The 25118-nt window shown below is 69.4% G+C and carries 20 protein-coding genes and 1 pseudogene; 5 read left to right on the top strand and 16 right to left on the bottom strand.

Going from position 1 to position 25118, the window contains the following annotated elements:
- The first annotated feature begins 136 nt into the window (after positions 1 to 136).
- The 3 genes from ACOKR1_RS05820 (at position 137) to ACOKR1_RS05810 (ending at position 3925) form a co-directional block, all read left to right on the top strand.
- Positions 137 to 496, top strand: coding sequence for an iron chaperone (locus tag ACOKR1_RS05820; RefSeq protein ID WP_422935769.1), 360 nt, complete (start codon positions 137 to 139; stop codon positions 494 to 496).
- 109 nt (positions 497 to 605) lie between these two features.
- The gene (locus tag ACOKR1_RS05815) at positions 606 to 2795 is read left to right on the top strand and encodes an McrB family protein (RefSeq protein WP_422935768.1); all 2190 of its coding nucleotides are present in this window, start codon (positions 606 to 608) and stop codon (positions 2793 to 2795) included.
- Positions 2792 to 3925 carry a 5-methylcytosine restriction system specificity protein McrC gene (locus tag ACOKR1_RS05810; protein WP_422935767.1) on the top strand — a complete coding sequence of 378 codons (1134 nt, stop codon included), beginning with the start codon at positions 2792 to 2794 and terminating at the stop codon, positions 3923 to 3925. Before ACOKR1_RS05815 ends, ACOKR1_RS05810 begins: the two co-directional genes overlap by 4 nt.
- A gap of 5 nt (positions 3926 to 3930) precedes the next feature.
- Here ACOKR1_RS05810 and ACOKR1_RS05805 read toward each other — a convergent pair whose 3' ends face one another.
- Positions 3931 to 4671 (bottom strand): HNH endonuclease family protein, encoded by a 741-nt coding sequence (locus ACOKR1_RS05805; protein ID WP_422935766.1) that lies wholly within the window; start codon positions 4669 to 4671, stop codon positions 3931 to 3933.
- Positions 4672 to 4854: 183 nt separating this feature from the next.
- On the bottom strand, positions 4855 to 5658 hold the full coding sequence (locus ACOKR1_RS05800) for a glycosidase (protein WP_422935765.1): 804 nt from the start codon (positions 5656 to 5658) through the stop codon (positions 4855 to 4857).
- Between the two features lie 250 nt (positions 5659 to 5908).
- On the opposite strand from ACOKR1_RS05800, the gene ACOKR1_RS05795 reads away from it, so the two are divergent.
- A complete protein-coding gene (locus ACOKR1_RS05795; RefSeq protein ID WP_422935764.1) occupies positions 5909 to 9451 on the top strand; it encodes a TM0106 family RecB-like putative nuclease in 3543 nt (1180 codons plus the stop codon).
- A gap of 29 nt (positions 9452 to 9480) precedes the next feature.
- Here ACOKR1_RS05795 and ACOKR1_RS05790 read toward each other — a convergent pair whose 3' ends face one another.
- The 8 genes and pseudogenes from ACOKR1_RS05790 to ACOKR1_RS05755 all read right to left on the bottom strand — a co-directional run bounded on the left by ACOKR1_RS05790 (position 9481) and on the right by ACOKR1_RS05755 (position 15650).
- The gene (locus tag ACOKR1_RS05790; protein ID WP_422936564.1) at positions 9481 to 9915 is read right to left on the bottom strand and encodes an acyl-CoA thioesterase; all 435 of its coding nucleotides are present in this window, start codon (positions 9913 to 9915) and stop codon (positions 9481 to 9483) included.
- A 312-nt stretch (positions 9916 to 10227) separates the two neighbouring features.
- On the bottom strand, positions 10228 to 11001 hold the full coding sequence (locus ACOKR1_RS05785; RefSeq protein ID WP_422935763.1) for an urease accessory protein UreD: 774 nt from the start codon (positions 10999 to 11001) through the stop codon (positions 10228 to 10230).
- Positions 11002 to 11177: 176 nt separating this feature from the next.
- Positions 11178 to 11831 carry an urease accessory protein UreG gene (gene ureG / locus ACOKR1_RS05780; RefSeq protein WP_415855203.1) on the bottom strand — a complete coding sequence of 218 codons (654 nt, stop codon included), beginning with the start codon at positions 11829 to 11831 and terminating at the stop codon, positions 11178 to 11180.
- Positions 11832 to 11840: 9 nt separating this feature from the next.
- Entirely contained in the window at positions 11841 to 12443 is a 603-nt protein-coding gene (locus tag ACOKR1_RS05775) for an urease accessory protein UreF (protein WP_422935762.1), read from the bottom strand.
- Positions 12419 to 12625 (bottom strand): annotated as a pseudogene (locus tag ACOKR1_RS05770) (hypothetical protein); the annotation flags it as partial. The gene ACOKR1_RS05775 and the pseudogene ACOKR1_RS05770, both read right to left, overlap by 25 nt.
- A 6-nt stretch (positions 12626 to 12631) precedes the next feature.
- On the bottom strand, positions 12632 to 13129 hold the full coding sequence (gene ureE, locus ACOKR1_RS05765; protein WP_422935761.1) for an urease accessory protein UreE: 498 nt from the start codon (positions 13127 to 13129) through the stop codon (positions 12632 to 12634).
- 19 nt (positions 13130 to 13148) lie between these two features.
- Positions 13149 to 15338: an urease subunit alpha gene (gene ureC, locus ACOKR1_RS05760; protein ID WP_422935760.1), complete on the bottom strand. Its 2190-nt coding sequence runs from the start codon at positions 15336 to 15338 to the stop codon at positions 13149 to 13151.
- A 9-nt stretch (positions 15339 to 15347) separates the two neighbouring features.
- Positions 15348 to 15650, bottom strand: a complete 303-nt coding sequence (locus ACOKR1_RS05755) for an urease subunit gamma (RefSeq protein WP_422935759.1) — start codon at positions 15648 to 15650, stop codon at positions 15348 to 15350.
- 37 nt (positions 15651 to 15687) lie between these two features.
- Between ACOKR1_RS05755 and ACOKR1_RS05750 the strand changes: the two genes are divergently transcribed.
- Positions 15688 to 17118, top strand: coding sequence for an FAD-dependent oxidoreductase (locus ACOKR1_RS05750; protein WP_422935758.1), 1431 nt, complete (start codon positions 15688 to 15690; stop codon positions 17116 to 17118).
- A 115-nt stretch (positions 17119 to 17233) separates the two neighbouring features.
- Here ACOKR1_RS05750 and ACOKR1_RS05745 read toward each other — a convergent pair whose 3' ends face one another.
- The 6 genes from ACOKR1_RS05745 to ACOKR1_RS05720 all read right to left on the bottom strand — a co-directional run bounded on the left by ACOKR1_RS05745 (position 17234) and on the right by ACOKR1_RS05720 (position 25108).
- Entirely contained in the window at positions 17234 to 18151 is a 918-nt protein-coding gene (locus tag ACOKR1_RS05745) for an RNA polymerase sigma factor (RefSeq protein WP_422935757.1), read from the bottom strand.
- 64 nt (positions 18152 to 18215) lie between these two features.
- Positions 18216 to 18566 carry a YciI family protein gene (locus ACOKR1_RS05740; RefSeq protein WP_422935756.1) on the bottom strand — a complete coding sequence of 117 codons (351 nt, stop codon included), beginning with the start codon at positions 18564 to 18566 and terminating at the stop codon, positions 18216 to 18218.
- Between the two features lie 49 nt (positions 18567 to 18615).
- Positions 18616 to 18915: a hypothetical protein gene (locus ACOKR1_RS05735; RefSeq protein ID WP_422935755.1), complete on the bottom strand. Its 300-nt coding sequence runs from the start codon at positions 18913 to 18915 to the stop codon at positions 18616 to 18618.
- A 181-nt stretch (positions 18916 to 19096) separates the two neighbouring features.
- A complete protein-coding gene (locus ACOKR1_RS05730) occupies positions 19097 to 21142 on the bottom strand; it encodes an ABC transporter ATP-binding protein (RefSeq protein ID WP_422935754.1) in 2046 nt (681 codons plus the stop codon).
- Complete coding sequence (locus ACOKR1_RS05725) at positions 21139 to 22890, bottom strand: ABC transporter ATP-binding protein (RefSeq protein ID WP_422935753.1); 1752 nt, start codon at positions 22888 to 22890, stop codon at positions 21139 to 21141. Before ACOKR1_RS05725 ends, ACOKR1_RS05730 begins: the two co-directional genes overlap by 4 nt.
- Before the next feature lie 178 nt (positions 22891 to 23068).
- The gene (locus ACOKR1_RS05720; protein ID WP_422935752.1) at positions 23069 to 25108 is read right to left on the bottom strand and encodes an MDR family MFS transporter; all 2040 of its coding nucleotides are present in this window, start codon (positions 25106 to 25108) and stop codon (positions 23069 to 23071) included.
- Positions 25109 to 25118 lie beyond the last annotated feature (10 nt).

Raw genomic sequence — 25118 nt, 5'->3', positions numbered from 1 at the left:
GAAATGGCGGCACCCAACCACGGACGACGGCGCGTGCTCACCTCTGCGGCGGCTCGCTCCCGAAGTGCGTTAGAGGACAGCTCAAGGGCGGTTCGGGCCCGCGAGTGACGGTCGGTCACGGTGGGATGATGTCCGCATGGGTACCGTCACGGACTACCTCGACACGCTCACCGGACCGAACCGCGAGACGCTTGCTCGAGTCGTCGCCGTTGCACTCGAGACGGCCCCCGAGGCCGTCGAGGGCACGAGCTACGCGATGCCCGCGCTCCTTATAGAGGGCAAGGGACTCCTCAGCGCCCTGGAGACCAAGAAGCACCTCGCGATCTATCCCTTCAGCGGCCGCGTCCTGCCCCAGCTCGCTGACGAGTTGGAGGGATTCGACTGGGCCGCCGGCACTCTGCGGTTCTCGGCGGAGCATCCCGTCCCGGACTCCGTGGTCCGCCGAATCATCGAGCTTCGCCTCGCCGAGATCGAGACGAAGCTCGGGCGTAAGTGAGACGCCCGCTCCCCGGTTGGACTCATCATCTGTTAGCCGCTAGGTCATTTTGACGTGATCTAATTCTCGGGTGCCCACCCCCCAGCACGATGCGCAGAGAGCAGGAAAAATGGCGGACGCGAGCGTTCCCGAGGGTCAGTACTGGTTCGTCGGGTCCTACTACTCGGACCGAGAACCCCAAGACCAGACGGAGAGGTTCATCGCCGAGGGGATCTGGGAAAACGGGTTTGAGGACCGGTATTTCGACACGGTGAAGTCGATGAAGGTCGGCGACCGCATCGCAATCAAGACCTCGTATGTTCGCAAAGACGCGGGCCTTCCGTTCGACGCTCGCGGCCATGCGGTCCCCGTCATGGCGATCTGGGCCACCGGCACGATCGTGGCCAACCCGGGGGACGGCCGCCGCATCGCCGTGGACTGGACCCGCCTCCCCCACCCTCGCGAGTGGTACCTCCACACCGGGCGCCACACCATCTGGAAGGTCACGCCCAGCAACTGGATGCGGGAATCGCTCATCCGCTTCGCGTTCTGGGATGGGGACCAGGACACCGAACGATTCCGCAACGATCCGGCCTGGGCCAAGCGCTTCGGGGACATCGACCCGAAGCCCGAGCAGCACTTCGAGTGGGCCGCGTTCTACGCGGAGACGGCGACGGCCCTGCTCGCCTACCGCGATCGCCGGGACGAGTTGCTGGCCCACCTTGCCGTCCTCCAGGAGCGGCATGAGGAACTCAGCTTCCTCGTGGACCGCGACCGCCGCGACAACCCGATGCCGCTCAAGGACATCTGCCCCTTCACGGTCATGGGCACGTTCAACCGAGGCGCGACGCCGGCCAAGCGCACGGAAATCGCGGCAGGCTGGGCCGAGCTGCTCGGCGTCCAGACCCCCGCGCCCACGAGCTTCGACGGCATCCCACTCCTCAATAACCAGAACTCGTGGTTCTTCCCGACCGCGGGAACGCGCCACAAGGACGACATCGACAGCCTGTGGGACGTGTTCGAGGCGGCCCTCGCGGCCGCGGACTCGAGCGAGGACTATGGTCGCCTCCGGTTCGCCGAGGCCTACAGCCGGGCGAGAGACATCTACCGCGTGGGCACCAAGCTCACCATGGGCCTCTTCTGGATCCGGCCGTGGAACTTCGTGCCGCTCGACGGACGCTCGCGGCAGTACCTCAAGACCGAGCTCATGCTCGACCAAGACTTCTTCGCGGCCGACGGGATCGCGTATGTCCAGCTGCTCGACACCCTCGTGTACAAGTTCGAGGATCCGCAGTTCGCCGTGCACTCCTTCCCGGAACTTTCGTGGACGGCCTACCTCGAGCGGGATGGTCGGGGCGCCCACACGGAGAAGGCCGAGGCGACCGAGATCGAGGACGACGACGATCCGACGCCCGTCTCTCCGCAGGCCAGCTACACGGTTCGCGACATCGTCACGGACGGCTGCTTCGTCCCCGAGCAGGCCCTCAACGGGTACCTGGCCCGGTGGCGGTCCAAGAAGAACCTCATCCTGCAGGGCCCTCCGGGCACGGGCAAGACGTGGCTGGCCCGCCGCCTTGCGTACGCGCTGATCGGTACGCGGGACAACAAGTCCGCCCTCCGGGCCACGCAGTTCCACCCGAACTCCAGCTACGAGGACTTTGTACGTGGCTGGCGCCCGGGGTCCGACGGCAGGCTCACGCTCGTCGACGGCCCGTTCCTCGAGATGGTCGAGCGCGCCAACGCGAACCCGGACGTGCCTCACGTGGTGCTGATCGAGGAGATCAACCGAGGCAATCCGGTCCAGGTCTTCGGCGAGCTCCTGACCCTCATCGAGGCGGGCAAGCGTTCGCCCCGCGAGTCGCTCCAGCTCGCGTACCCCCGCTCCGGCTCGGAGTCCGTTCACGTGCCGAGCAACCTGTACATCATCGGCACCATGAACCTCGCGGACCGTTCGCTCGCGATCATGGACCTCGCCTTCCGTCGACGCTTCGCGTTCGTCTCCCTCGAGCCGAACGTGAACGACGCGTGGGAAGACTGGATGGCGAAGCGGCACAACGTCCCGGCCAGCGACCTCGAACTCGTGAGGACTCGCTTCGAGGCGCTCAACGACCGCATCGCCGAGGATCCCTCCCTCGGCGGCGAGTTCCGTCTGGGCCACAGCTTCGTCACGCCGCCAGCCGAGGAACATGTGGCCTCCTTCCACGACTGGTTCCGCGGCGTGGTGGACACCGAGATCGTCCCGACGCTCGAGGAGTACTGGTTCGACGACGCCGCGAAGGCGAGCGCCGCGACCGAGGCGCTCCTGGAAGGCTTCGAGTGACCTCTTCGTCGGCGTGGACGACGGCGGAGGACGGCGGCCCGGGGGTCGTCATCGCGGGCGGGGTGGAGATCCCGCTCCGCAATGTCTGGCTCCTCCTCCTCTACGCGTCGGAGTTCTACCAGTCCGGCCCTGAGGCGTTCGACGGCATCGAGGAATACCCCGAGAAGCTCCCCGAGCTCCTGGCCGAGCTGCTCGTCGCGAGCACGGAGGACCGCCTCAAGCGACCGCTCACGCCGGCGTTCGCGTCGACCTCTCGGGACCTGAGCCGCGTCCGCGGCACGATCGACACCCTCCGCACCGAGTCGCACCAGCTCCTCTCCCGCGGGCTCGTCGCGTGCCGCTTCGAAGAGCTCACCGTCGACACCGCCCGGAACCGCATGATCCGCACGGCGCTCGATTCGGTCGCGCCGCTGTGCACCGCGGAGGAACTCTCCCGCCGGTGCCGCGCCCAGTCGCTGCGCCTCGGGAGCCTCGGTGTGGGCGTCCTCAACCTGCGCGCGGGCGAACGCGACCCGCAGCTGCGCCTGACCCGGAACGACGCTCGTGATCGGTCGGTGCTGCTCGCGGCGAAACTCGCCCTCCAGCTCGCCCTCCCCTCTGGATACATGACACCCGGGCACGGTCGCGGCAATCTCTCGGAACGCCAGTTCCGGCACCTGTTCGAACGTGCCGTCGCGGGGTTCTTCACGGCTCACGGCAGGGGCCGCGGCTGGAAAGTGCAGCGGGGCCGCAAGGTCGACTGGAAGGCGTCGGAGGCGACCGTCGGGCTCGCCGCCGTGCTCCCGCACATGGTGACGGAGGTCTGGATCGACCACCCCGCCACGGGTCGCCGACTGATTCTCGACACGAAGTTCACCGCCGCCCTCTCGAGCAGCAAGTTCGCGCGGGAGACCTTGCGCAGCGGACACCTCCTCGAGCTCTACGCGTTCGTGCGCGCTCAGGAGTCCCCGACCGATCCACTCGCGGCGGGAGCAGGCGGCCTGCTCCTGTACCCGGCGGTCAACGGCACGCTCATGGAATCTTTCGTCACGGCGGGCCATCGCCTGGGCGCGGCGACAGTCGACCTTTCGCTCTCCTCCGTGGAGGTCCGCGATCAGCTCATCACCGCAGTCAGGCCGTACCTGGGCTAGCACCGTCACTCCGACCGGCACTGGCCGAGCATTTCGCCGGCCTTGCGGTATTCGGCGTCCGCCATCGAGAGCTTGTACTTGGCCTTGATCTCGACGATCCGGACCGCGTACTCGCACCGGAACTGCTTGGCTGGAGGGAGCCACGCCGAGAGGTCGGAGTCGCCCTTCTGCTGGTTCGCGCCGCCGTCGACCGCGAGAAGATTGGCGGGGTCGTTCGCGAAGGCGAGACGCTGCTCCCCGGACCAGCGCTGGGCACCCTTCTGCCAGGCGTCCGAAAGTGGCACCACGTGATCGATCTGGACGTCCGCCGAGCGCTCGCCCCGGACGAAGGAGATCAGCCGACCGGTGTAGGGGTCGCTCAACGACCCCGAGGCCACGAGGCAGCTGGCCGTTCCCTTGACGAAGGCAAGGCCGCGCAGATCGCGGGCCAGCACGTCGTTGCGCGTATCGCAGCCGTTCCGGTCGACGTCGTCCCACGCTAGTCCGAAGCGCTCCCGCGAATAGCCGGATCTCGAGGGCCGGGTCTCGATGGCGAGCATCGCCAAGGCGCCCTTTGCCGACTCGAGACGCGACGCGGGCACGGCCCCGATCTGCGAAGCGGCCCACGGCGCGGGAGACCCTAGCCCGGGCGGGTCCACGAGCCCCACGAGCCACGCCATCACCACCGCGAGCACCGCGCCGACCGCGCAGGCGGCCACCCTGAGCGCCGGACGGTGTCGGCGCAGATTCGGCGACGCTCGCGGCATTGATCCCCCCAAAGACCCTTTGTTGTGGTCCTCCCACCCTAGAAAGGCGAGGCTGCCGCCGTCGTCCGCTGCTCGGGCGATGTGGACAGAAACCGCAGCGGTAAATCTGGGGAAGAACAATGCCCTCTCACGGCACCGCCGCCCCTGCGGGGTCGAACCCTGCAGAGGCGGCGGCGCGCGAGGTCAGGAGAAGACCACGTCCTTGGTGACGTGGTTGTACTCGATGGTCACGGACCCACCGTCGTGGTTGAGTTCGTGGTTCGCGCCGCCCGCAAAGCCGAACGCACCGTAGTTCTCGTCCCACGAACGGTCGATCGCGATCTTGAACGTGTACGTTCCCGCCGGAAGATCAACCGTCCGGCGCCAGCGGCCCGCCTCCTGATCCAGCTCCATCTGGACCGCGTCGAGGTTCGGCTCCCAGTCGGCCTCGGCGCCCAGATGGGTGCCGAAGTCCCCGGCGATCGCGACCGCGTGCGGCTGCACGACGTCCACGACCACGGCTTCTGCCAGAACGGGTTCAGCTGCAGTCGCCTCGGCGGCGGCAACCTCAACCGGAGCCTCGGCCGCCGCGCCCTTGGCGGGCGCCTTGGCCGCCTTCTTGGCCGGCTTCGGCGCGGGCGCCTCGGTCGGCACGGCGACGCTCTCGGGGATCGGCGTGCCCTCGACCAGCGCGTCGGACAGCGCCTCGACGGTCGGGAACGCGACGAGCGCCCGGAGGCCCTCGTCCGTGATCGACCAGCCCGACCGCCCCTTGACCATCCAGCTTGCCTTGACGAGCTTCGCGGTAGCGCTCGTGAGGGTCTTGTGCCCCCGCGGGATCCCGCCCGAGAGCAGGAACGCCTCGTGCTCATCGAACGGCACCAGCTCGACGGCCGCAGCCAGAACCGCGCCGGCGTTCGGGTTCTCCCCTGCCCAGCGCGCCTCGGCCAGGCCGTCAAGCACCGCCTTGAGTCGAGCTTCCAGCTTGTCGGATGCGTTCTTCGGCATCCCATCCCCTCTCGTTGCATGGATCGTCCTTGCCCACCCATGCTCGCGGGTTACTCGCGGGTCGGGGGGCACGGTGACTGACTGTGACGAGCGTCATCGGCCAGCTATTCAAGAGTCTGACATGCGGGTTTCCGGAACGTTAAGCCGCCGCAACGCTTCGGTACCGACGAGGGGGCAGAATTGTCGGAGCCCGGTGGTGAGATGGTCTTGGGCAGCTTTTCGGGGAACCATCGAAGCGCAAGGGGGTCTCGTGTTCTTCCTCGGCAACCAGACAGACTTGGTGGTCTCGGCGTCGGACATTGTGACGGCGGCGAAATGCGAGTTCGCGCTGCTGCGACAGCTCGACGAGAAGCTCGGGCGGGTGCCCAAGCTTGCCATCGAGGACCCCATGCGCGAACGCGCGGCGAAGCTCGGTGACCGCCATGAGCTCGCGGTACTCGATGACTTCCGCGCCCAGTACGGTCCGTGGCGGCCCGGGCGGACGGGCGGGGTCGCCGAGATCGAGCCCGCTGCGGCGATGGAACGCTCGGTGCTCGAGGCGAAGCACGCCGAGTCGCTCGACGCGCTGCGATCAGGGGCGGACGTCGTCTACCAGGCAGGCTTCTTCGACGGGCACTTCCATGGGCGCTCGGACTTCCTGGTCCGGCGGGGCGATGGGCGCTACGAAGTCTTCGACACCAAGCTCGCGCGGCACGCCAAGGTGGAGGCTCTCCTGCAGCTCGCGGCCTACGGCGAGCAGCTCGAGCTCGCCGGCTTCGACCCCGCAGAGCGCGTCACGCTCATCCTCGGGACTGGAGTTTGGGCCTCCTTCAGCCTCCCGGACCTCCTCCCGGCCTACCGCGAACGACGGCGCAGGGTCGCCGAGCTCACCGGCGCTCACCTTGCGGAGGCCAAGCCCGCGGAATGGGAGACTCCCGGGGTCGCGGCGTGCGGCCGCTGCGAATACTGCGCCGTCCAGGCCGCGGAGCAGCGCGACGTGCTGCTCGTCGCGGGCATGAGCCTCTCGCGCCGCAAGAAACTGCGGGACGCGGGAATCCGGACGATCGACGAGCTCGCCGACTCTGCCCCCAACCCGGCCGACGCGACACTCGCGCGGCTCCGCGAGCAGGCGCGCTTCCAGACGGGTCTCGAAACGGGCGACGGCGGCGCGACAGTCCCAGCGCACGGCGACGATCCCGAGCACGAGATGCGATTCGCCGTCCTGCCGGAGCACACGATCGCGGCGTTGCCTCGCTCGAGCCCCGGCGACGTGTACTTCGACTTCGAGGGCGACCCCCTGTGGCAGGAAGCCGCGACCGGCCTGTGGGGGCTCGAGTACCTCTTCGGGATCGTCGAGCCCTCGGTTGAGGGCGAACGGCCGCGGTTCCGCTCCTTCCTCGCCCATTCCCTCGCCGAGGAGAAGCAGGCTCTGCTCGACTTCGTCGCGTACATCGAGGAACGGCGTGCGAGGCACCCCGACCTGCACGTCTACCACTACGCCGCGTACGAGAAGTCCGCGCTCCGCCGCCTGTCCCAGAGACACGCCGTCGCGGAGGCAGAAATCGACTCGTGGCTGCGCGAGGGGCTCCTCGTGGATCTCTACGAGACCGTGCGGCACAGCATCCGCATCTCGGAGCGCTCGTACTCGATCAAGAAGCTCGAGCCGCTCTACATGGGCGCGGATCTCAGGACAGCCGAGCTCCAGACCGCGGCCGGATCCGTCGAGATGTACGCGGCGTTCTGCACCGCCCGCGATCTGGGCGATGCCGCGGAGGCGGATCGGCTCCTCGGGCTCATCCTCGAGTACAACGAAGACGATTGCGTCTCGACCCTCCGCTTGGACGCGTGGCTCCGCGGCCTCGCGTCCCTGCGCCCGGGCGCCATCCCGGCGGCACCGCGGCGCGAGGAACCGGCGCTCGAAGTGGCCACCGACCCCGCGGAGGCGCGGCTCTTGGGCTACCTCGGGACCCGCGGCGAGGACGGAACCGAGGCCGGGGACGGGCGGGCTACCGCAGACGATACGGCCGTAGCGCTCCTCGCGGCGGCGGTGCGGTATTGGCCGCGCGAGAAGAAATCGTATTGGTGGGCCCACTTCGATCGGCTCGAGCATCCGGTCTCGGATCTCGAGGGCGCACGGAACGCCTTTGTGGCCCGCTCGGCCGAGATCGTCACCGACTGGGCCCCCGATAAGCAGACGTTCGGCCGCACTCTCCGGCTCCGAGGCCAGATCACGCCCGGTTCCGACTTTCGCGAGGGCAGCACGTGGTTCCGGGAGTTCGAGCAACCGCTGCCGGAGCCACTCGAACCGACGGACTCGCAGGGGCTCGGTCGGAACGGATGGGACGGCACGCGCCTCCTCGAGATGGGTTCGGAGGACGGCGACGACGTGCTCATCGTGTGGGAGAAGACCAAGAGGGGCGTGCGACCGTACGCGCAGCTCCCCGTCGCCCTCACGGAGGAACAACCGCTCGGCACGAAGAGCATCGAGGCGGCCCAAGCGGAGCTCGCCGCGCGCGTCGCGGACCTGCTGCCCGCCATGCTCCACCAGCCGGCCGTAGACCTCCTCCGCCGCACCCGCCCGCGAACCAACGGTGACGCGCCGCTCCCCGCGGCGCCGAACACAACGAGCCTTCCCGACGCGATCGAGTCAGCCGTCCGCCTCCTCGATCGCTCCTATCTCGCCGTCCAGGGACCCCCAGGGAGCGGGAAGACGTACGTCGCGAGCCGAGTCATTGCGCGTCTCGTCGCGTCGGGTTGGAAGGTCGGCGTCGTGGGGAACTCGCACGCCGTCGTCGAGAACGTGCTCCGCCGCGCCATCGACGCCGGCGTTCCGGCCGATGCGGTCGCGAAGAAGCCGAAGGACGGCGCGGACTACGGCCTCGATCCGCTCCCGTGGCCGCTCGCGAATCAGGGCAACGAGGCCATCGAGTCGCTCCTCGCACGGTCCGGCGGGTGCCTCGTCGGCGGCACCACGTGGACCATGACGGGCTCGTCGGTTCCGCGTGAGTCGCTCGACCTCCTCGTCATTGACGAGGCAGGCCAGTTCTCCCTCGCGAACACGATCGCCGTGAGCCGTGCGGCGACACGCCTGCTCCTCCTCGGGGATCCGCAGCAGCTCCCGCAGGTCAGCCAGGGACAGCACCCCGAGCCCGTGAATGACTCGGCGCTCGGCTGGCTCGCGCACGGCGAGGCGGTGCTGCCCGCCGAGTTCGGATACTTCCTTCCGGAGTCGTGGAGGATGTCCGCGCCGCTCACGGCGGCCGTCTCCCGCCTCTCCTACGCCGGGCGGCTCTCGGCGGCGGCCGCGACCGAATCCCGGGCCCTCTCGGACGTTCCCGCAGGCGTCCACACCGTATACGTCGAGCACTCGGGGAACGCGACGGCTTCCCCGGAGGAGGCCCAGGAGGCCGTCCGCCAGGTGCGCGAGCACGTGGGCCTCACGTGGACCGATGGCGCCAGCTCGCGCGCCCTCGAGCCGAAGGACGTCATCGTGGTGGCGCCGTACAACGCTCAGGTCAACCTGATCCGGGAGGCGCTCGATGCCGCCGACCTCAAGGAGACCCCCGTCGGAACTGTCGACCGGTTCCAAGGTCAGGAGGCCGTGATCGCGATCGTCTCGATGGCGTGCTCCGACCCGGGCGAGGCGCCACGTGGCCTGGAGTTCCTGCTCAACCGGAACCGCATCAACGTGGCTGTGTCCCGCGCGATGTGGCGCGCCGTCATCGTCCGCTCTCCGCGCCTGACCTCCTACCTCCCGCGGAAGCCCGAGGCCCTCGAGGAGCTCGGGGCGTTCATCGGCCTCTGCGGAGGGTGAACGGGCCGGGCCGCAATGACGGGTCCTCGTCAGCGCTCGAACACGCCCTTCCCGACGTACGGCGCGAGACGCTCCCGCTGAACGCCTGTAAGCCGCAGCAAGCGGCCGGACGGCTCATCGACGAAGGCGAGCGCCGTCGTCGCCCGCACGCACTCGTGGCCGTCGACGGGGTCGTGGACCACGTAGTCGAGCGTGAGGGCGGCGGCCTTGAGCCCGCTCACCCAGACCTCGACCTCGGCGGGAACGTTGCGGTAGTCGAGAGGCTTGAGGTACCGGACGCGATGTTCGACGACGAGGGCAAGCGTTCCGGGCGGAACGTCGGAGAAGAGCGGAATCACCGGGTCGATGCCTGAGGCGCCGGTGCCGCCGGGAGGGCCGAAGGCCGCGATCCGGGCCTCCTCGAGCATGCGCACGATCTGCACGTTGTTGATGTGCCCGTAGGCGTCCATGTCGCCCCAGCGCATGGGGACCTGTACCCGGAGGCGTTGGCCGGCGCTGCCCGCTGATGCCGCGGGCGAGGCGCCGACGTGTTCCGCAGTCGTCATGCCGTCCGGTCTATCACAAGCCTGGCCGGCCGATGCCCCCGCGCATCGGGGCCGCGCCCGGAGCGCTACGTGCCCCGCAAGCACGGCCCCTGACGGGGGCCGTTCGGACCAAGCGCCGGGACCCGAGCTCGCTGCTCGGCCACCCTGGCCGGTTCGTTGAGTCCAGCCTACGGAGGCGAGCTTGCGGAGCGGTGTCACCGGTGTTTAATCGCCGTTACGCTCGCGGCCATCTCACAGTTTCCTGAGCCCGAGGGCTCCCTGGCCCCGCCATTCGGCGCGCATCCAGTCCAGCGCGGCGCGGATCACGGCCTCCACATCCTCGGTCGAATCCGCGAGCGCGCGGAGCGCGAACCCCGGCACCGCGAGCCGCGTCACCCCGACGAGGGGACGTCTGGGCTGCGCAGCGGGGCACTCGGCGAGGAGCCCCCGAAGGGCGACAACGGCGGAATCGTCCGCGCGCGGATCCACCACGAGCAGCGAGCCGACGTGCGAGTAGCCGCCAAGCATGAGCGGCCCCGCACCGCCCTCACCGGGACGGATCAGAAGGTTGTCGACGACGGCGAGCCGCCCGCCGACCCGAACGCGGGTCACGAGCGAGACCTCCTCGAACCGGAACGGCTCGCCGTCCGGCGACCAGCCGTGGGTGACGACCTCTGCAAGCGCGAGCGAGGAGTCCGGGGCCACGTCCGCGAGCGTGTCCTGGTGGTACGTCGCGTCGCGATACGCGATGAGGGCGTCCGGCACCGACTCGAGCCACGCGCCGGGCCCCAGCTCGATCACCTGCTCGGCGCGGGCCGGGCCCTGCGGCGTGCGGTACACCTTCGTGGCGGACTGCGTCGTCAGGACCGCGGACGCGCCGTCCCTGAGGGCCACCCGCGTTGAGTAGGCGTCCCCGCCGAGGTAGCCCCCGCCGGGATTCACCACCGTGAAGACTGGCTGGCCCGCGTCTGGGTAGTGAGCCCTGAGCAGCCGCAGGGACCCCGAATGGAACTGCTCGACGGCCACGCTCCGGCCGCCTCGGCGAGCGACACTCAGCCGCAGCTCGCCGGTGGGGCGAGGACTGGGGCGGGCACCCGCCGTCGTCCGCTCTTCCTGTTGCGCCGTCACGTCGGCGGGGTGCGACCCTGCGGAGGTGACGGCGCAACCGTGGGAAGGCTCGGCGGAAGGCGCGACGTACGCCGTCACGCGAGGTCCGTCATGAGCACGTCGCGGCGGATCCAATCGAGGACGTACTCGAGCCCCTCGTCCGTCTTGAGGTTCGTGAAGCAGAACGGCTTGTCGCCACGGAACGACCTCGAATCGCGCTCCATGACCCCGAGATCGGCGCCGACGTACGGCGCGAGGTCGGTCTTGTTGATCACGAGCAGATCCGACTTGATCATCCCCTGCCCGGCCTTGCGCGGAATCTTCTCCCCCTGCGCGACGTCGATGATGTAGATCGAGAAGTCCACGAGCTCGGGGCTGAACGTCGCGGAGAGGTTGTCGCCGCCCGACTCGACGAAGATGAGCTCGAGGTCGTCGTGCCGTTCTTTGAGCTCCTCGATCGCGGCAAGATTCATCGACGTGTCTTCGCGGATGGCCGTGTGCGGGCAGCCGCCCGTTTCCACGCCGATGATGCGATCCTCGGGCAGCACGCCATTGCGGGCCAGGATCTTGGCGTCTTCGATCGTGTAGATATCGTTCGTGATGGCCGCCATCGACAGCTCGCCGATGAGCGCGCGCGTCACGCGCTCCACGAGCTGCGTCTTGCCCGCGCCGACGGGGCCGCCGATGCCGACGATGATGGGGTCGGCCGCCCTCTTGCTCGCTGCGCCCGTAAGATGTCCTGCAGTCATCGAGGCTCCTTAGCTCATGAACATGCGGGCACGCTGGTGCTCGTGCCGCATCTGGTGGATTTCGAGGGCGGGCGCCGCGGCACCGAAGTGCCGCGGGTCCGCGGTGCGTGAACGGACGACGGCGGCGGGCACCCGCGCGCGCAGCGTCGCCAAGACGCGCTGGCCCGCGAGCTGCCCGAGCGGGATAGCCCGGACGGCGTTGTAGGCCAAGGACGTGAGCGTCGAGTACAGGTACGCCTCCGCGAGGGTCTCCTCGTCGAGGCCCTGGCCAGCACCCGCGAGCGCGAAGGCGATCGAGTAATGGCCCAGGCAGCGGCCGCTCGCCACGGCCTCCGCATACGCGACGACGCCCTCGGACGGGAAGGCCTGAGCCGCGATCTCGAGCACTCGACGGCCCATCTTGAGGCTCGCCGCGCGGATCTGCGCCGGGACAAGCAGCGCGGTGAGTTCGTCGTCGAGCGCGGCGATGGCCGCGAGATCCGCGGGACCCGGGCGCCGCCCGGCGGGCCGCCCGGCCCGGCGCCCGGCCCGCTGCCCGACGCGCGGACCGCGCGGCGGACCGCGACCGCGTCCGTGTGCGTGAGCTGCGTCGCGAGGAAGCCCTCGAGCCACGCGAGAAGCGTCGGCTCATCGTGGACCTCCCCGGACGCGAGGTACGCCTCGAGCCCGAAAGAATGGGCGAAGGCACCCGTGGGCAGGGCCGAGTCGGCGAGCTGCAGAAGTGTGGTGAGGGCGGGCGGGGAAAGCACAGTGAGCGCGGTCGGGGACACGGGCAGCGCGGGTGGACGGGACATGGCTGCTCAGTGCGTGTGCTCGGCGTGGCGGAACGGGACGGCCATGACCCGCTCCTCGCGCGAGAACGGAATTCCGTGCCTGTCCAGGAAATCCTGCACGGTGTGGTCATACTGGCACACCATGACCTCGGCCCCGTACTCGCTCGTGGCGTCGAAGAACTGGGCCTGGAGGTGCCGGTTCCCGAGCGAGTGCGCCGCGAAGAGCGCCTCCCCGATGGTGCGGGGCGCGATGACAAGCACGTCCGTTGCTTCGACCGAGACGACGATGACGTTCCCGCGCGAGTCGCCCTCAGGCGGCTGGGCAGCGAGGATGTCGCCGTCGCGCAGGTCCGGAGCGCCGGCCGGGAGCCGGATCCCGAGCTCCGTGCCGTGATCGGAGCGCACGCGCAGGATGCGCCTCGCGAGGTCGGCGCTCGGCAGGACGACCCGCTCGCGGTGGTGACCCTCGTACGCGGCGGAGGCGCCGCCGTCGTGCACGTTGCCGAGGATTTCGGTGACGATCATGTGCTCCCCCCGAGCAAGGTCAGAACAGGAAATAGCGTTGAGCGAGCGGCAGGGTGTCTGCAGGATCGCACGTCGCGAGCTCGCCGTCGACCCTCACCTCGTACGTCTGCGGATCGACCTCGAGGTGCGGGGTCTCTCCGTTGAACGGGAGGTCCGCCTTGCGGAGCGATCGGATTCCGCCGACGGCCCGGATCTGCTTGCGGAGGCCGAGCCGTTCGGGCACGCCGGCCGCAATCGCGGCCTTGGAGAGGAACGTGATCGAGGAGCTTTCGACGCTGCGCCCGTACGCGGCCCACGCCATGCGGAGGGTCTGGGGCTGCGGCGTGGGGATGGACGCGTTCGGATCGCCCATGACCGAATTCGCGATGGTCCCGCCCTTGACAACGAGGTCCGGCTTGACCCCGAAGAACGCCGGGTCCCACAGGACAAGGTCCGCGAATTTGCCGACCTCGACGGACCCCACAGAATCCGCGATGCCCTGCGCGATCGCGGGGTTGATCGTGTACTTCGCGATGTAGCGCTTGATCCGGAAGTTGTCCGCGGGGCCCGGGTCGCCGCCGCGCGCCGGGGCGAGCGCCCCCCGCTGCGCCTTCATCTTGTCCGCGAGCTGCCACGTGCGCGTGATGACCTCGCCCACGCGGCCCATGGCCTGCGAGTCGCTCGACATGATCGAGAAGACGCCGAGGTCGTGGAGCACGTCCTCCGCCGCGATGGTCTCGGGCCGGATGCGCGAATCGGCGAACGCGACGTCCTCGGGGATCTGCGGGCTCAGGTGGTGGCACACCATGAGCATGTCGAGGTGCTCCTCGGCGGTGTTGCGCGTGAACGGGATCGTGGGATTCGTCGAGGCCGGAAGGACGTTCGGCTGGCCCGCGATCGCGATGATGTCCGGCGCGTGGCCGCCGCCGGCGCCCTCTGTGTGGAACGTGTGGATCACGCGGTCGCCGATCGCGGCGATGGTGTCCTCGACGAAGCCGCACTCGTTGAGCGTGTCGGTGTGGATCGCGATCTGCACGTCGTACTCGTCCGCGACCCGCAGGGAGGCGTCGATCGCCGCGTGCGTCGCGCCCCAGTCCTCGTGGATCTTGAGGCCGATCGCGCCGGCCTCAATCTGCTCCGCGAGCGGCTCCGTGCGGCTCGCGTGGCCCTTGCCGAGGAAGCCGAAGTTCATGGGCAGCCCCTCCGCCGCCTCGAGCATGCGCGCGATGTGCCACGCGCCCGGCGTGACCGTCGTGGCCTTCGTGCCCTCGGCCGGCCCGGTGCCGCCTCCGATCATCGTCGTGACGCCGGACGCGAGCGCCGTCGGGACCTGCTCGGGCGAGATGAAGTGGATGTGGGTGTCGATGCCGCCCGCCGTGAGGATCTTCCGCTCCCCCGCGATGATCTCCGTCGACGCGCCGACCACGATGTCCACGCCGTCCTGCACGAGCGGGTTGCCGGCCTTGCCGATGGCCTGGATGTGGCCGTCGCGGAGGGCGACGTCCGCCTTGTAGATGCCCGTGTAGTCGATGACCAGCGCGTTCGTGATGACGGTGTCGGGGACTTCTGGACCGCCGCCCGAGCCCGAATCGCCCGCGCGCGTCACCTGGCCGTTCTGTCCCATCCCGTCGCGGAGCACCTTGCCGCCGCCGAACACGACCTCCTCGCCGTACGTCGTGAGGTCGCGCTCGACCTCGGCGAACAGGCCGGTGTCGCCGAGGCGCACGCGGTCGCCGGTCGTGGGGCCGTAGAGCTGCGCGTACTGCGAGCGCGGAATCTCGCGGTTGAGGAGCAGGCTGTGCGGTTCGGGGCCGGCGGACGACGGCGCGTGCTCGCCTTCCGCGGCCTGCCCGCCCGAAGCCTGCCCGCCCGAGGTACCCTCCGCCGTCGTCCGCTCGTCGAGGGGGCCGTTCGTGAGGTTCCGCAGCCCGTAGACCTCGCGCGCCCCGCCGAGCGGAACGAGGCGGACGGTCTTGCGGTCGCCGGGCTCGAAGCGCACCGCGGTCCCTGCCGGGATGTCGAGGCGGCGCCCGCGCGCCGCCACGCGGTCGAAGTCGAGGGCGCGGTTCGTCTCGGCGAAGTGGAAGTGGGAGCCCACCTGGACGGGGCGGTCGCCCGTGTTGGTGACGCTCAGCTCGGTGACGGGCCGGCCCGCGTTGAGGACGATCTCGCCCGGCGCCGTGACGGTCTGGCCCGGGACGAGGCCCTCCGCCGGATTCTGTGCTTCCATCGCTGGCTCCTAGCGGATCGGCTCGTGGACGGTCACGAGCTTCGTGCCGTCCGGGAACGTGGCCTCGATCTGGACGTCGTGGATCATCTCCGGCACGCCCTCCATGACGTCCTCGCGCGCGAGGATCGTGGTGCCCCAGCTCATGAGGTCCGCGACCGTCCTGCCGTCGCGCGCGCCCTCGATGAGCTCGTAGCTGATGATCGCCACGGCCTCGGGGTAGTTGAGCTTGAGCCCGCGGGCCTGCCGCCGCCGCGCGAGATCCGCGGCCACGACGATCATGAGCTTGTCCTGTTCACGCGGGCTGAGCCTCATGCTGTCTCCTCACCTCGGCGGGGCACCCGTGGCTAGGATGACACACGTGACCGATGCCCAGCTGCTCGAGTTCGACGACGTTGTGATTGGTTTCGGCAAGGGCGGTAAAACGCTGGCCGGTGCGCTCGGTCGTGCGGGGCGGCGAGTCGCCGTGGTCGAGCAGTCGGACGCGATGTATGGCGGGACGTGCATCAACATCGGCTGCGTGCCCACGAAGGCGCTCGTCCACGCGGCGCACCTCGCCCACGACGGCGGGGACGGTCCGCACTATGCGGCCTCGATCCGCGCCAAGGACGGCCTCACGGCGACCCTGCGCGCCGCGAACTTCGCGATGCTCGACACCATCGACACCGTCACCGTCATCACGGCCCACGCCGAGTTCGTGGGCCCGCGGCGCGTACGGCTCACAGTGGGTTCCGACGTCCGCGAGCTCACGGGCGAGCGATTCTTCCTCAACACCGGCTCGCTGCCGGTGGTCCCCGACATCCCCGGCGCGGCCGAGGGCGGCCGGCTCGTGAGCCCGCGCGTGCACACGTCCACGGAGCTCATCTCCGGCGACCTCCTGCCCGCCCGGCTCGCGATCGTGGGCGGCGGATACATCGCGTACGAGTTCGCGTCCCTCTACGCCGCGTTCGGCTCCACCGTCACGCTCCTGGACCGGAGCGAGATCCCGCTCAAGCACGAGGACCGCGACGTCGCCCCCGCCGTGGCGGGCGTCCTCGCGGGCGACGGCGTGCGCCTCCTCCAGGGCGCGCGGCTCGAGCGCGTCGAGGAAGCGGCGAACGACGACGGCGCCGGCCACGCGCGCCTCACCGTCGCCCAGGCGGGCGGCACCCAGGTGATCGACGTCGATGCGGTGCTGATCGCCGTCGGCCGCGCCCCGGCGACGCACGGCCTCGGCCTCGACGCGGCGGGGGTCGAGACGGACTCGCGCGGCGCCGTCGCAGTCGATTCGCTCCTGCGGACGTCGGCGCCGGACGTGTGGGCGCTCGGCGACGTCAACGGCGGCCCCCAGCACACGTACGTCTCGCTCGACGACTACCGGATCGTGCTCGCGCAACTCAACGGGGGCCCGGCGCGCAGCGCGAGCGACCGGACCACGATTCCGACCACAGTCTTCACGACCCCGCCGCTCTCCCGCGTGGGGCTCACCGAGACCGAGGCCCGGGCGCAGGCTGCGGAGCGCGGGTGGGACATTGGCGTGGCCTCGAAGGAGGTCGCCAAGATCGCGGCGATGCCGCGGCCCAAGATCGTGAGGGACCAGCGGGGGCTCATCAAGGTCGTCGTGGACCGCGCCTCGGGGAGCATCCTCGGGGCGACGCTGTTCTGCGTCGACTCGCAGGAGATCATCAATCTCGTGGCCCTCGCGATGGACCACGGAATCCCGTATCCCGCGCTGCGCGACCGCATGTACACGCACCCGTCGTCGAGCGAGGCGCTCAATGAGGTGCTCGGCGCGATCGCCTGAGCGAGGGAGACCGCTCACGGAAATGACCCGCGCCAAACCGCACAACCGGCGCTGGCCAGCACCGGTTAAGCGGGTTTGCGCCGGTCGAGCCGCGCCCCGTGCCGTGGCTGGCGCGTCAATGCGGCGGGAGCTCGTCGCGGCGGGCTGCGAGGAACTCGCGTTCTGTGTTGTTGCCGGCCAGGAGCAGGGCTTCGTCGTAGGCGAGGCGGGCCTCCTCGTGGCGGTCGAGGCGGCGAAGGTATTCGGCCCTCGCGGCCGGCAGATAGTGGTAGCCAGCCAACTGCGGCTCGGCCGCGAGGGCGTTCAGCGCGGCCAGCCCCGCGGCGGGACCCTGGGCCTCCCCGACGGCGATCGCGCGGTTGAGCGCCACAATGGGGGACGGCCAGATCGCGATCAGCTCGCTGTACAGGGCGAGGATCTGCGCCCAGTCCGTGGCCCCGCGCGCTGGGGCCGTCGCGTGGGTGGCCGCTATCCCGGCCATGAGCGGGTACCGAGTGTAGGGACGGCGGCGAAGAGACTCGTGGGCCAGCGCAAGACCTTCGCTGATCTCGTTCCGCTCCCACAGCGACCGGTCCTGTTCGCCGAGCCGCAGCAGCCGCCCGCTCGCGTCGATGCGGGCATGGCGACGGGCGTCGGTGAGCAAGATGAGCGCGAGCAGCCCCGCCACGGAAGGCTCATCCGGCAGCAGGAGGCGAAGCATGCGGGCGAGGTCCAGGGCGCGTTCCGCGAGGTCGCGGCGCTGCAGGGCGTCCCCCGAGGGGGCCGTGTGTCCAGTGGTGAAGACGAGGTGCACGACGTCGAGGACGGCCGCGAGCCGTTCTGGCAGCTCGTCGGGCCGGGGCACCCGATAGGGGATCCGGGCGGCCGCGATCTTCTTCTTGGCTCGCGTGATGCGCGCGGCCATCGTTGGCTCGCTGGTCAGGAACGCGCTGGCGACCTCGGGGGTGGTGAGCCCGCACAGCAGGCGAAGAGTGAGCGCGACTCGCGCGTCGGGTGCGAGGGCCGGGCAGCGGCGGCGAGCACCCGCCCCCACTCAGTGCGGTGGGCGTCGGCCACCGCTGCCGCGACCACCGGATCCATCGTCTGGAGCCTCCGGTTCAGCTCGTCGGCAGCACCGGGCGTAGCTCGACGCCTCCGAACGGGGCAGGCACGTCTGCCGCGATCCGCAGCGCCTCGTCCAGGTCGGCGGCCTCGATCAGGTAGTACCCGCCGATCACTTCCTTCGTCTCGGAGAAGGCGCCGTCGCTGATGGCGACGCCTCCGTCCGGGGCGTGGTGCCTGATCGACGTGGACACGCTGCTGGGGTGCAGCCGACTTCCGCCGCGCAGCGCGGCCGCGTGCCGCCTCGCAAACTCGCGGTGCGCGGCCATGGTCTGTTCCACGATGTGCGGGTCGGCCCGTTCCAGAGCCTGCTCATCGCCCCAGATGAACACCATGTACTCAGCCATCGCCGCGACCTCCTCTGGGGTATTCGATGTCATGATGGCATGGCCCCGGTCAGCTGGGAACGACCTCGGCGACCTCGACGTCCACTGCACCGGCCAAGCCGGGGCAGCCGCCCGCGAGACCGGCAGCGGCGTCGAGGCTGTCGGCCTCGATGACGACGTAGCCGGTCAGCACGGCTGTGCCCGGCTCGCCGCGGTGCGCGGCCGTCAGGGTGCGTGTGACCCCGACCCGGTTGCCCCGGTCGCTGATTGCGGGGCCGAGCTGGCCGAACCAGGCGCCCCACGCCTGCTCCTCCTCGACGGACGTGGCTCGACCTGGTTGGCCGCGGAAGGCAACGACGTACTTGCTCATGGTGATGCTCCTTTCGGGTGGGGCCGGGTGGTTACCCTGCCTGCACCCTTTACGTCGCGCAGGACCCCTCGAAATCGACAACGGGGCACTCTGAACTTCGCGCCGAACAAACACGGCGGCCCGCCCAGGCTGTGCCTGGACGGGCCGACGCTATCGGTGCTGTGATGTGATGCGAGTGGTGCTACGTTGCGGGCGTCCCCACGCCCGCTGCCCCGCCCGCCGTGGCCGCAGCGGCCTCGGCGTCGAGATCTTGGCCGCCCGCGAATTGGCTCATGTACAGGGCGTGGTACGCGCCGCGCCGATCGAGCAGTTCCTCGTGGTTGCCCTGCTCGACGATCCGGCCGCGCTCCATGACGAGGATCGTGTCGGCGTCGCGAATCGTCGAGAGACGATGCGCGATGACGAACGACGTGCGATCCGTCCGGAGGGCCCGCATCGCCTTCTGCACGAGCAGCTCGGTGCGGGTGTCCACGGATGAGGTTGCCTCGTCGAGGATGAGCAGCGACGGGTTCGAGACGAACGCGCGGGCGATCGTGATGAGCTGCTTCTCGCCGGCGGACACGTTCGTGCCCTCCTCGTCGATGACCGTCTCGTAGCCGTCCGGCAGCGCGCGGACGAAGCGGTCCACATATGTCGCCTTCGCGGCGGCCATGATCTGCTCGTCGGTCGCGTCGAGGTTCCCATAGCGGATGTTGTCGTAGATCGTCCCGCCGAACAGCCACGCGTCCTGGAGGACCATGCCGACCTTGGACCGCAGTTCGGCGCGCGAGAGGTCGCGGATGTCGACGCCGTCGAGCGTGATCCGGCCCGACTGGATCTCGTAGAACCGCATGACGAGGTTCACGAGGGTCGTCTTGCCGGCGCCCGTCGGGCCGACGATCGCCACGGTGTTCCCGGGTTCTGCCGTGAGCGAGAGGTCCTCGATGAGCGGCTTGTCCTCCGTGTAGGAGAAGTTGACGTGCTCGAACGTGACGTGCCCGTCCGTGACCGCCGGGAGGTGCTCCGTGGCCGTCTCCGGCTCCTGCTCCTCCGCGTCGAGCAGCTCGAACGTCCGCTCGGCGGAGGCGACGCCGGACTGGAGCATGTTCGCCATGCCCGCAATCTGGCCGAGCGGCTGCGTGAACTCGCGCGAGTACTGGATGAACGCCGTCGCGTCGCCGAGGCTCATCTGGCCCGCGGCGACCCGGAGGCCACCGATGACGGCGATGCCGACGTACGCGAGGTAGCTCACCCAGTTCATGATCGGGAAGATCATGCCGGACACGAACTGCGCACCGAACGAGGCCTGGTAGAGCTCCTCGTTCTTCTCGTCGAAGCGCTCGACCATGTCCTCCTGGCGGCCGAAAACGGTCGCGAGCTCGTGGCCCGAGAAGGATTCCTCGATCTGGCCGTTGAGCGCGCCCGTGTTCTTCCACTGCGCCTGGAACAGCTTCTGGCTCCGCGAGCCGATCACACCCGCGACGACGCCCGATAGCGGGAGCGCGATGAGGGCGATGAGCGCGAGCTGCCACGACACGATGAACATCATGACGACGATGCCGGCCACCTGAAGCAACGACGAGAGCAGCTGCGAGAAGGCCTGCTGAAGCGCTTGCTGGATGTTGTCGACGTCGTTCGTCACCCTCGAAAGGATGTCGCCGCGCTGCCGCGTGTCGAAGTAGCCGAGCGGGAGCCGGTTGAGCTTCGCCTCGACGTCGCGCCGCAGCCCCGAGACCACGCGCATCACGAGCCGGTTCAGGAGGAAGCCCTGGGCCCACATGAAGATCCCGGCCACGAAGTACATGAGCAGGATCACGGCGATGAGGAACGTGAGCTCGTTGAAGTCGATCCCCTTGCCGGGAACCAGGTTCATGCCCGAGAGCATGTCCGCGAAGTTGTTCTGGCCTTGCGCCCGGAGGCCCTGGACCACCTGATCCTTCGTGACTCCGGACGGCATCTGCTTCCCGATGACGCCCGCGAAGATCACGTCCATGGCCTTGCCGAGGATCTTCGGCGCAATCACGGTGAGGACCACCGAGGCGATGATGAACGCGACGACCACAGCCATGAGCCCGGCCTCGGGCTTGAGCAGCCCCATGAGGCGCTTGGCGCTCGGGCCGAAGTTCTTGGCCTTCTTCGCCGGCATCGAGCCCCAGGCCCCGCCGTCGGCCTCGGTGGGACGGTACTCCTCCTCGAGGTCTTCGTGCGGGACGCCCTCGGGCGCAGCGCTTGGCTTCTCGGCGCTCATGCGACCTCCCCCGCCTTCTCGGCTTCCTCGGCCGTGATCTGAGACTGGACGATCTCCTGATACGTCGGCGACGTCTCAAGCAGTTCGTCGTGCGTACCGCGATCCACGATCCGCCCGTTGTCGAGCACCAGGATCTGGTCTGCGTCGATGATCGTCGAAACGCGCTGGGCCACGATGATGACCGTTGCGTCGTGGGTGCGCTCGCGCAGCGCACGGCGGAGCTTCGCGTCCGTGGTGACGTCGAGCGCCGAGAACGAGTCGTCGAACAGGTACACCTTGGGCTGGGCCACGAGGGCCCGCGCGATGCAGAGCCGCTGGCGCTGGCCGCCGGACACATTCGTGCCGCCCTGCGCGATCCGGGAGCCCAGAGCGTGGGGCTTCTCGCGGACGAAGTCGGCGGCCTGGGCCACCTCGAGTGCGTCCCAGAGCTCGGCGTCGGACGCGTTCTGCCGGCCGAAGCGCAGGTTGTGCTCGACCGTCCCGGAGAACAGATACGGCCGCTGCGGGACCATGGCGACGCGGGAGGTGATCTCATGCCGATCCATCTGCTGAACCGGCACGCCGTCAATGCGGACCTCGCCACCGGCGGTGTCGAACAGGCGCGGCACGAGGTTGAGAAGCGTCGTCTTGCCCGAACCCGTCGAGCCGATGATCGCGAGCGTCTCCCCCGGCCGGGCTGTGAAGGAGACGCCGCTCAGCACGGCCTTCTCGGCGCCCGGGTAGCAGAAGGAGACGTCGCGGAACTCGACGACGCCTTGCCTGTGGGCCGGCGTGACTGGGTTCGCGGGCTCCGCCATGGACGGCTCGACGTCGAGCACCTCGCCGATGCGGTCGGCGCAGACGGTCGCGCGCGGGATCATCATGGCCATGAACGTGCCCATCATGACGGCCATGAGGATCTGCAGAAGGTACTGCATGAATGCGGTGAGGGAGCCGACCTGCATCTCTCCCGCATCCACGCGCTGCCCGCCGAAGTAGAGCACCGCGGCCGTCGCGAGGTGGAGCAGCATCATGATCACGGGGAACATGAGGACGAAGATCTGACCGACCTTGACCGAAATGTCGGTGAGGGCCTTGTTGGCCTCCCCGAAGCGCTCCTCCTCGTAGGGCTCGCGCACGAAGGCACGGACCACGCGGATGCCGACGATCTGCTCGCGCAGCACGCCGTTGATCCCGTCGATCTTGGTCTGCATCCCGCGGAAGAGCGGCATGAGCAGGTACACGAGGTAGCCGACGACGGCGAACAGCAGCGGGACCGAGACCCACACGAGCCACGAGAGCCCCGCGTCCTCGCGCAGCGCCATGATGATGCCGCCCACGCACATGATCGGCGTCGAGACCATGAAGTTGAGGCCCATGAGGAGGACCATCTGCACCTGCTGAACGTCGTTCGTCCCCCGGGTGATCAGGGTCGGGGCGCCAAAGCGCTGAACGTCCTGGGCGGAGAACGAGGAGACCTTGCGGAACACCCCGCGGCGCAGATCGCGACCGAACGCCATGGACGTCTTCGAGCCGAAGTACACCGCGAGGATCGCGGTGGCGACCTGGGCCAGGGCCACGCCGAGCATGATGCCGCCGACGCGCCAGATGTAGTCCGTATCGCCCTTCGCGACGCCCTGGTCGATGATTTGGGCGTTCAGGCTCGGGAGGTAGAGTGTCGCGATAGTTGTCGCGAGCTGGAAGACCGCTACGGCCAGGATCCATGGCCAATAGCGGGCGCCGTAGCGCCTGAGCAGTGTGACGAGCATCGGTGTCCTTCGGTCGGGCCCGATTTTCGGGCAGCGCTCACCAAAGTCGGCTCGGTGGAGCGGACTCCGTAGAGCACGATCCAGACTAGACCCGGAGCCGCCCCGAGGGATCCTCCCTAGGGAGTAATCCGGCAGGCCTGCGGACAGCCCCTGTCCGCAGGCTCCCAGTCCCCCGTCGTCAGTTGGCGCTGTGCCGCCCCCGGGTCGCGAGGTACAGCGCGGCCTCCTTCTGCAGCTCCCGCTCAGCGTCGAGTTCGCGCTGGATCTGGGCGAGCTCCGCCGCCGTCGCCTCCTGCCGCTCGGCGAGCGCCTGCTGCTTCGCGGCGAGCTGCTGCTGCTCCGAGAGCTGATCGGCCAGGCGGGACATGAGTCCTGTGAGCTGCGACTGCTGCGTCGCGAGGAGCCGCTGGGTCTCCTGCAGCGCCTCGATGGCCTGGGCCGTGCTCGGTTGGACGACGTCAAGCGAGCGCTCACCCATCTCCGCGAGGAGGAGCTGCAGCTCCGTGTCGAGCTCCGAGCCGTCCGCCGACCGCGCGGCGAGCGCTGCCCGGGCGGCGGCACGGCGCGTCTGGCTCAGCTCGCGCTCCCCCGCCTCGCCGTCCACGGACGACGGCGCGCTGGGCGCCTCGGGCGAGGGGCCGCCGTCGTGCGCGGGAACCAAGGCGAGCTTCGCGACAGGGGCCGCGACCCCCTCAGGCGTGGCGACGCCGTCGGCCGGCTTCGCCATGTGCACGGTGCGGCGCAGCGGAACCTCCTTGATGAAGAGGACCGCGAGGAACGCGACGATACCCACGATGCCCGAGATCAGGAAGGCCTGCGCGGACGCGTCGCCGAACGCTGCGCGCACGACGTTCGCGATGGGTGCCGGCATGTCCTTGAGGTCGAGGCTCGCACCCCCGCTGCCTGCCGGCGCGTGGATCCCCTTCGCCGCGAGGCCCTGCGTGATGAGGTCGCCCGAGCGGTTGTTGAGCACGGCGCCGAGCACCGAGACGCCGATCGCGCCGAAGACGGAGCGGAAGAACGCGACCGTGGAGCTCGCCGCCCCGATGACCGAGACGGAGACAGTGTTCTGGACGGCGAGGACGAGGTTCTGCATGGTCATGCCGAGGCCGAGGCCGAGCATGAAGGAGTAGACGCCGGTCACGGTGAGATCGGTCGAGTGGTCAATCGTCCCGAGGAGGCCCATGCCCCCGACGATGAACACGGTGCCCGTGACGAGATAGGCCTTCCACCGGCCGAAGCGCGTGATGAGCTGGCCCGTCACGACCGAGCCGAGGAAGTTGCCCGCGATCATCGGGAGCGTGAGCAGGCCGGCCTCGGTGGGCGTCGCGCCGCGGGCCACCTGGAAGTACTGGCCGATGAACGACGTCGACGCGTACATCGAGACGCCGACCGCGGAGGACGCGATGATGCTGAGGGCGGTAGTGCGGTTCGCGATGATCTTGAGCGGAATGATCGGCTGCGAGACGAGCGACTCGACGACGATGAGCAGGATGATGCCGACGAGCGAGCCGCCCACCATCGCGGCACTCTGCCACGACCACCAGTCGTAGTAGTCGGGCTGGCCCGCGAACGAGACCCAGATGAGAAGCGTGCTCACCGAGGCCGTGAGGAGGATCGTGCCGAGCCAGTCGATCTTCGCGGGGCGGCGCACGTGCTTGAGCTTGAGCGTGGCCTGAATGACGATGAGCGAGATGATCGCGAGCGGCACGCACACGAAGAACGTCCACCGCCAGCCGAGCGGCGAGTCCACGATGAAGCCGCCCAGGAGCGGCCCGCCTGCGGTGCCGACGGCCATGACCGCGCCCATGTAGCCCGAGTAGCGGCCGCGATTGCGCGGCGGGATGAGCGTCCCCAGGATCGCCTGCGCGAGGGCCATGAGGCCACCCATGCCGATGCCCTGGATCACGCGGGCCCCGATCATCTCGGGAATGCTCTGCGAGAGGCCGGCGCCGACCGAGCCGATCACGAACACGATGATGTTGAGCTGCGTGAGGAGCTTCTTGTCGAAGAGGTCAGCGAGCTTGCCCCACAGGGGTACCGTCACGGCGCTCGCGAGCAGCGAGGCTGTGATGACCCAGGCGAAGTCGGTCTGGTTGCCCTTGAGGTCCGCCATGATCGTGGGGAGTGCGTTCGAGACGATCGTGCTCGAAAGGATCGCCGTGAAGAACGCAGCGAGGAGGCCCGAGAGGGCCTCCAGGATCTGGCGGTGGCTCATTTCGGGAGCC

Source organism: Sinomonas sp. P47F7 (assembly GCF_049332655.1).
Taxonomy (GTDB): Bacteria; Actinomycetota; Actinomycetes; order Actinomycetales; family Micrococcaceae; genus Sinomonas.
This window is presented reverse-complemented; position numbering and strand designations above follow the sequence as displayed.

Excerpts from the sequence above, each read along its gene's own strand:
- ureG (WP_415855203.1), bottom strand. The coding sequence starts at position 11,831 with ATGACTGCAGGACATCTTACGGGCGCAGCGAGCAAGAGGGCGGCCGAC.
- ACOKR1_RS05820 (WP_422935769.1), top strand. The coding sequence starts at position 137 with ATGGGTACCGTCACGGACTACCTCGACACGCTCACCGGACCGAACCGC.
- ACOKR1_RS05800 (WP_422935765.1), bottom strand. The coding sequence starts at position 5,658 with ATGCCGAAGAACGCATCCGACAAGCTGGAAGCTCGACTCAAGGCGGTG.
- ACOKR1_RS05750 (WP_422935758.1), top strand. The coding sequence starts at position 15,688 with ATGACACACGTGACCGATGCCCAGCTGCTCGAGTTCGACGACGTTGTG.
- ACOKR1_RS05755 (WP_422935759.1), bottom strand. The coding sequence starts at position 15,650 with ATGAGGCTCAGCCCGCGTGAACAGGACAAGCTCATGATCGTCGTGGCC.
- ACOKR1_RS05790 (WP_422936564.1), bottom strand. The coding sequence starts at position 9,915 with ATGCGCTGGGGCGACATGGACGCCTACGGGCACATCAACAACGTGCAG.
- ACOKR1_RS05725 (WP_422935753.1), bottom strand. The coding sequence starts at position 22,890 with ATGCTCGTCACACTGCTCAGGCGCTACGGCGCCCGCTATTGGCCATGG.
- ACOKR1_RS05815 (WP_422935768.1), top strand. The coding sequence starts at position 606 with ATGGCGGACGCGAGCGTTCCCGAGGGTCAGTACTGGTTCGTCGGGTCC.
- ureE (WP_422935761.1), bottom strand. The coding sequence starts at position 13,129 with ATGATCGTCACCGAAATCCTCGGCAACGTGCACGACGGCGGCGCCTCC.
- ACOKR1_RS05730 (WP_422935754.1), bottom strand. The coding sequence starts at position 21,142 with ATGAGCGCCGAGAAGCCAAGCGCTGCGCCCGAGGGCGTCCCGCACGAA.
- ACOKR1_RS05720 (WP_422935752.1), bottom strand. The coding sequence starts at position 25,108 with ATGAGCCACCGCCAGATCCTGGAGGCCCTCTCGGGCCTCCTCGCTGCG.
- ACOKR1_RS05740 (WP_422935756.1), bottom strand. The coding sequence starts at position 18,566 with ATGGCTGAGTACATGGTGTTCATCTGGGGCGATGAGCAGGCTCTGGAA.
- ureC (WP_422935760.1), bottom strand. The coding sequence starts at position 15,338 with ATGGAAGCACAGAATCCGGCGGAGGGCCTCGTCCCGGGCCAGACCGTC.
- ACOKR1_RS05805 (WP_422935766.1), bottom strand. The coding sequence starts at position 4,671 with ATGCCGCGAGCGTCGCCGAATCTGCGCCGACACCGTCCGGCGCTCAGG.
- ACOKR1_RS05735 (WP_422935755.1), bottom strand. The coding sequence starts at position 18,915 with ATGAGCAAGTACGTCGTTGCCTTCCGCGGCCAACCAGGTCGAGCCACG.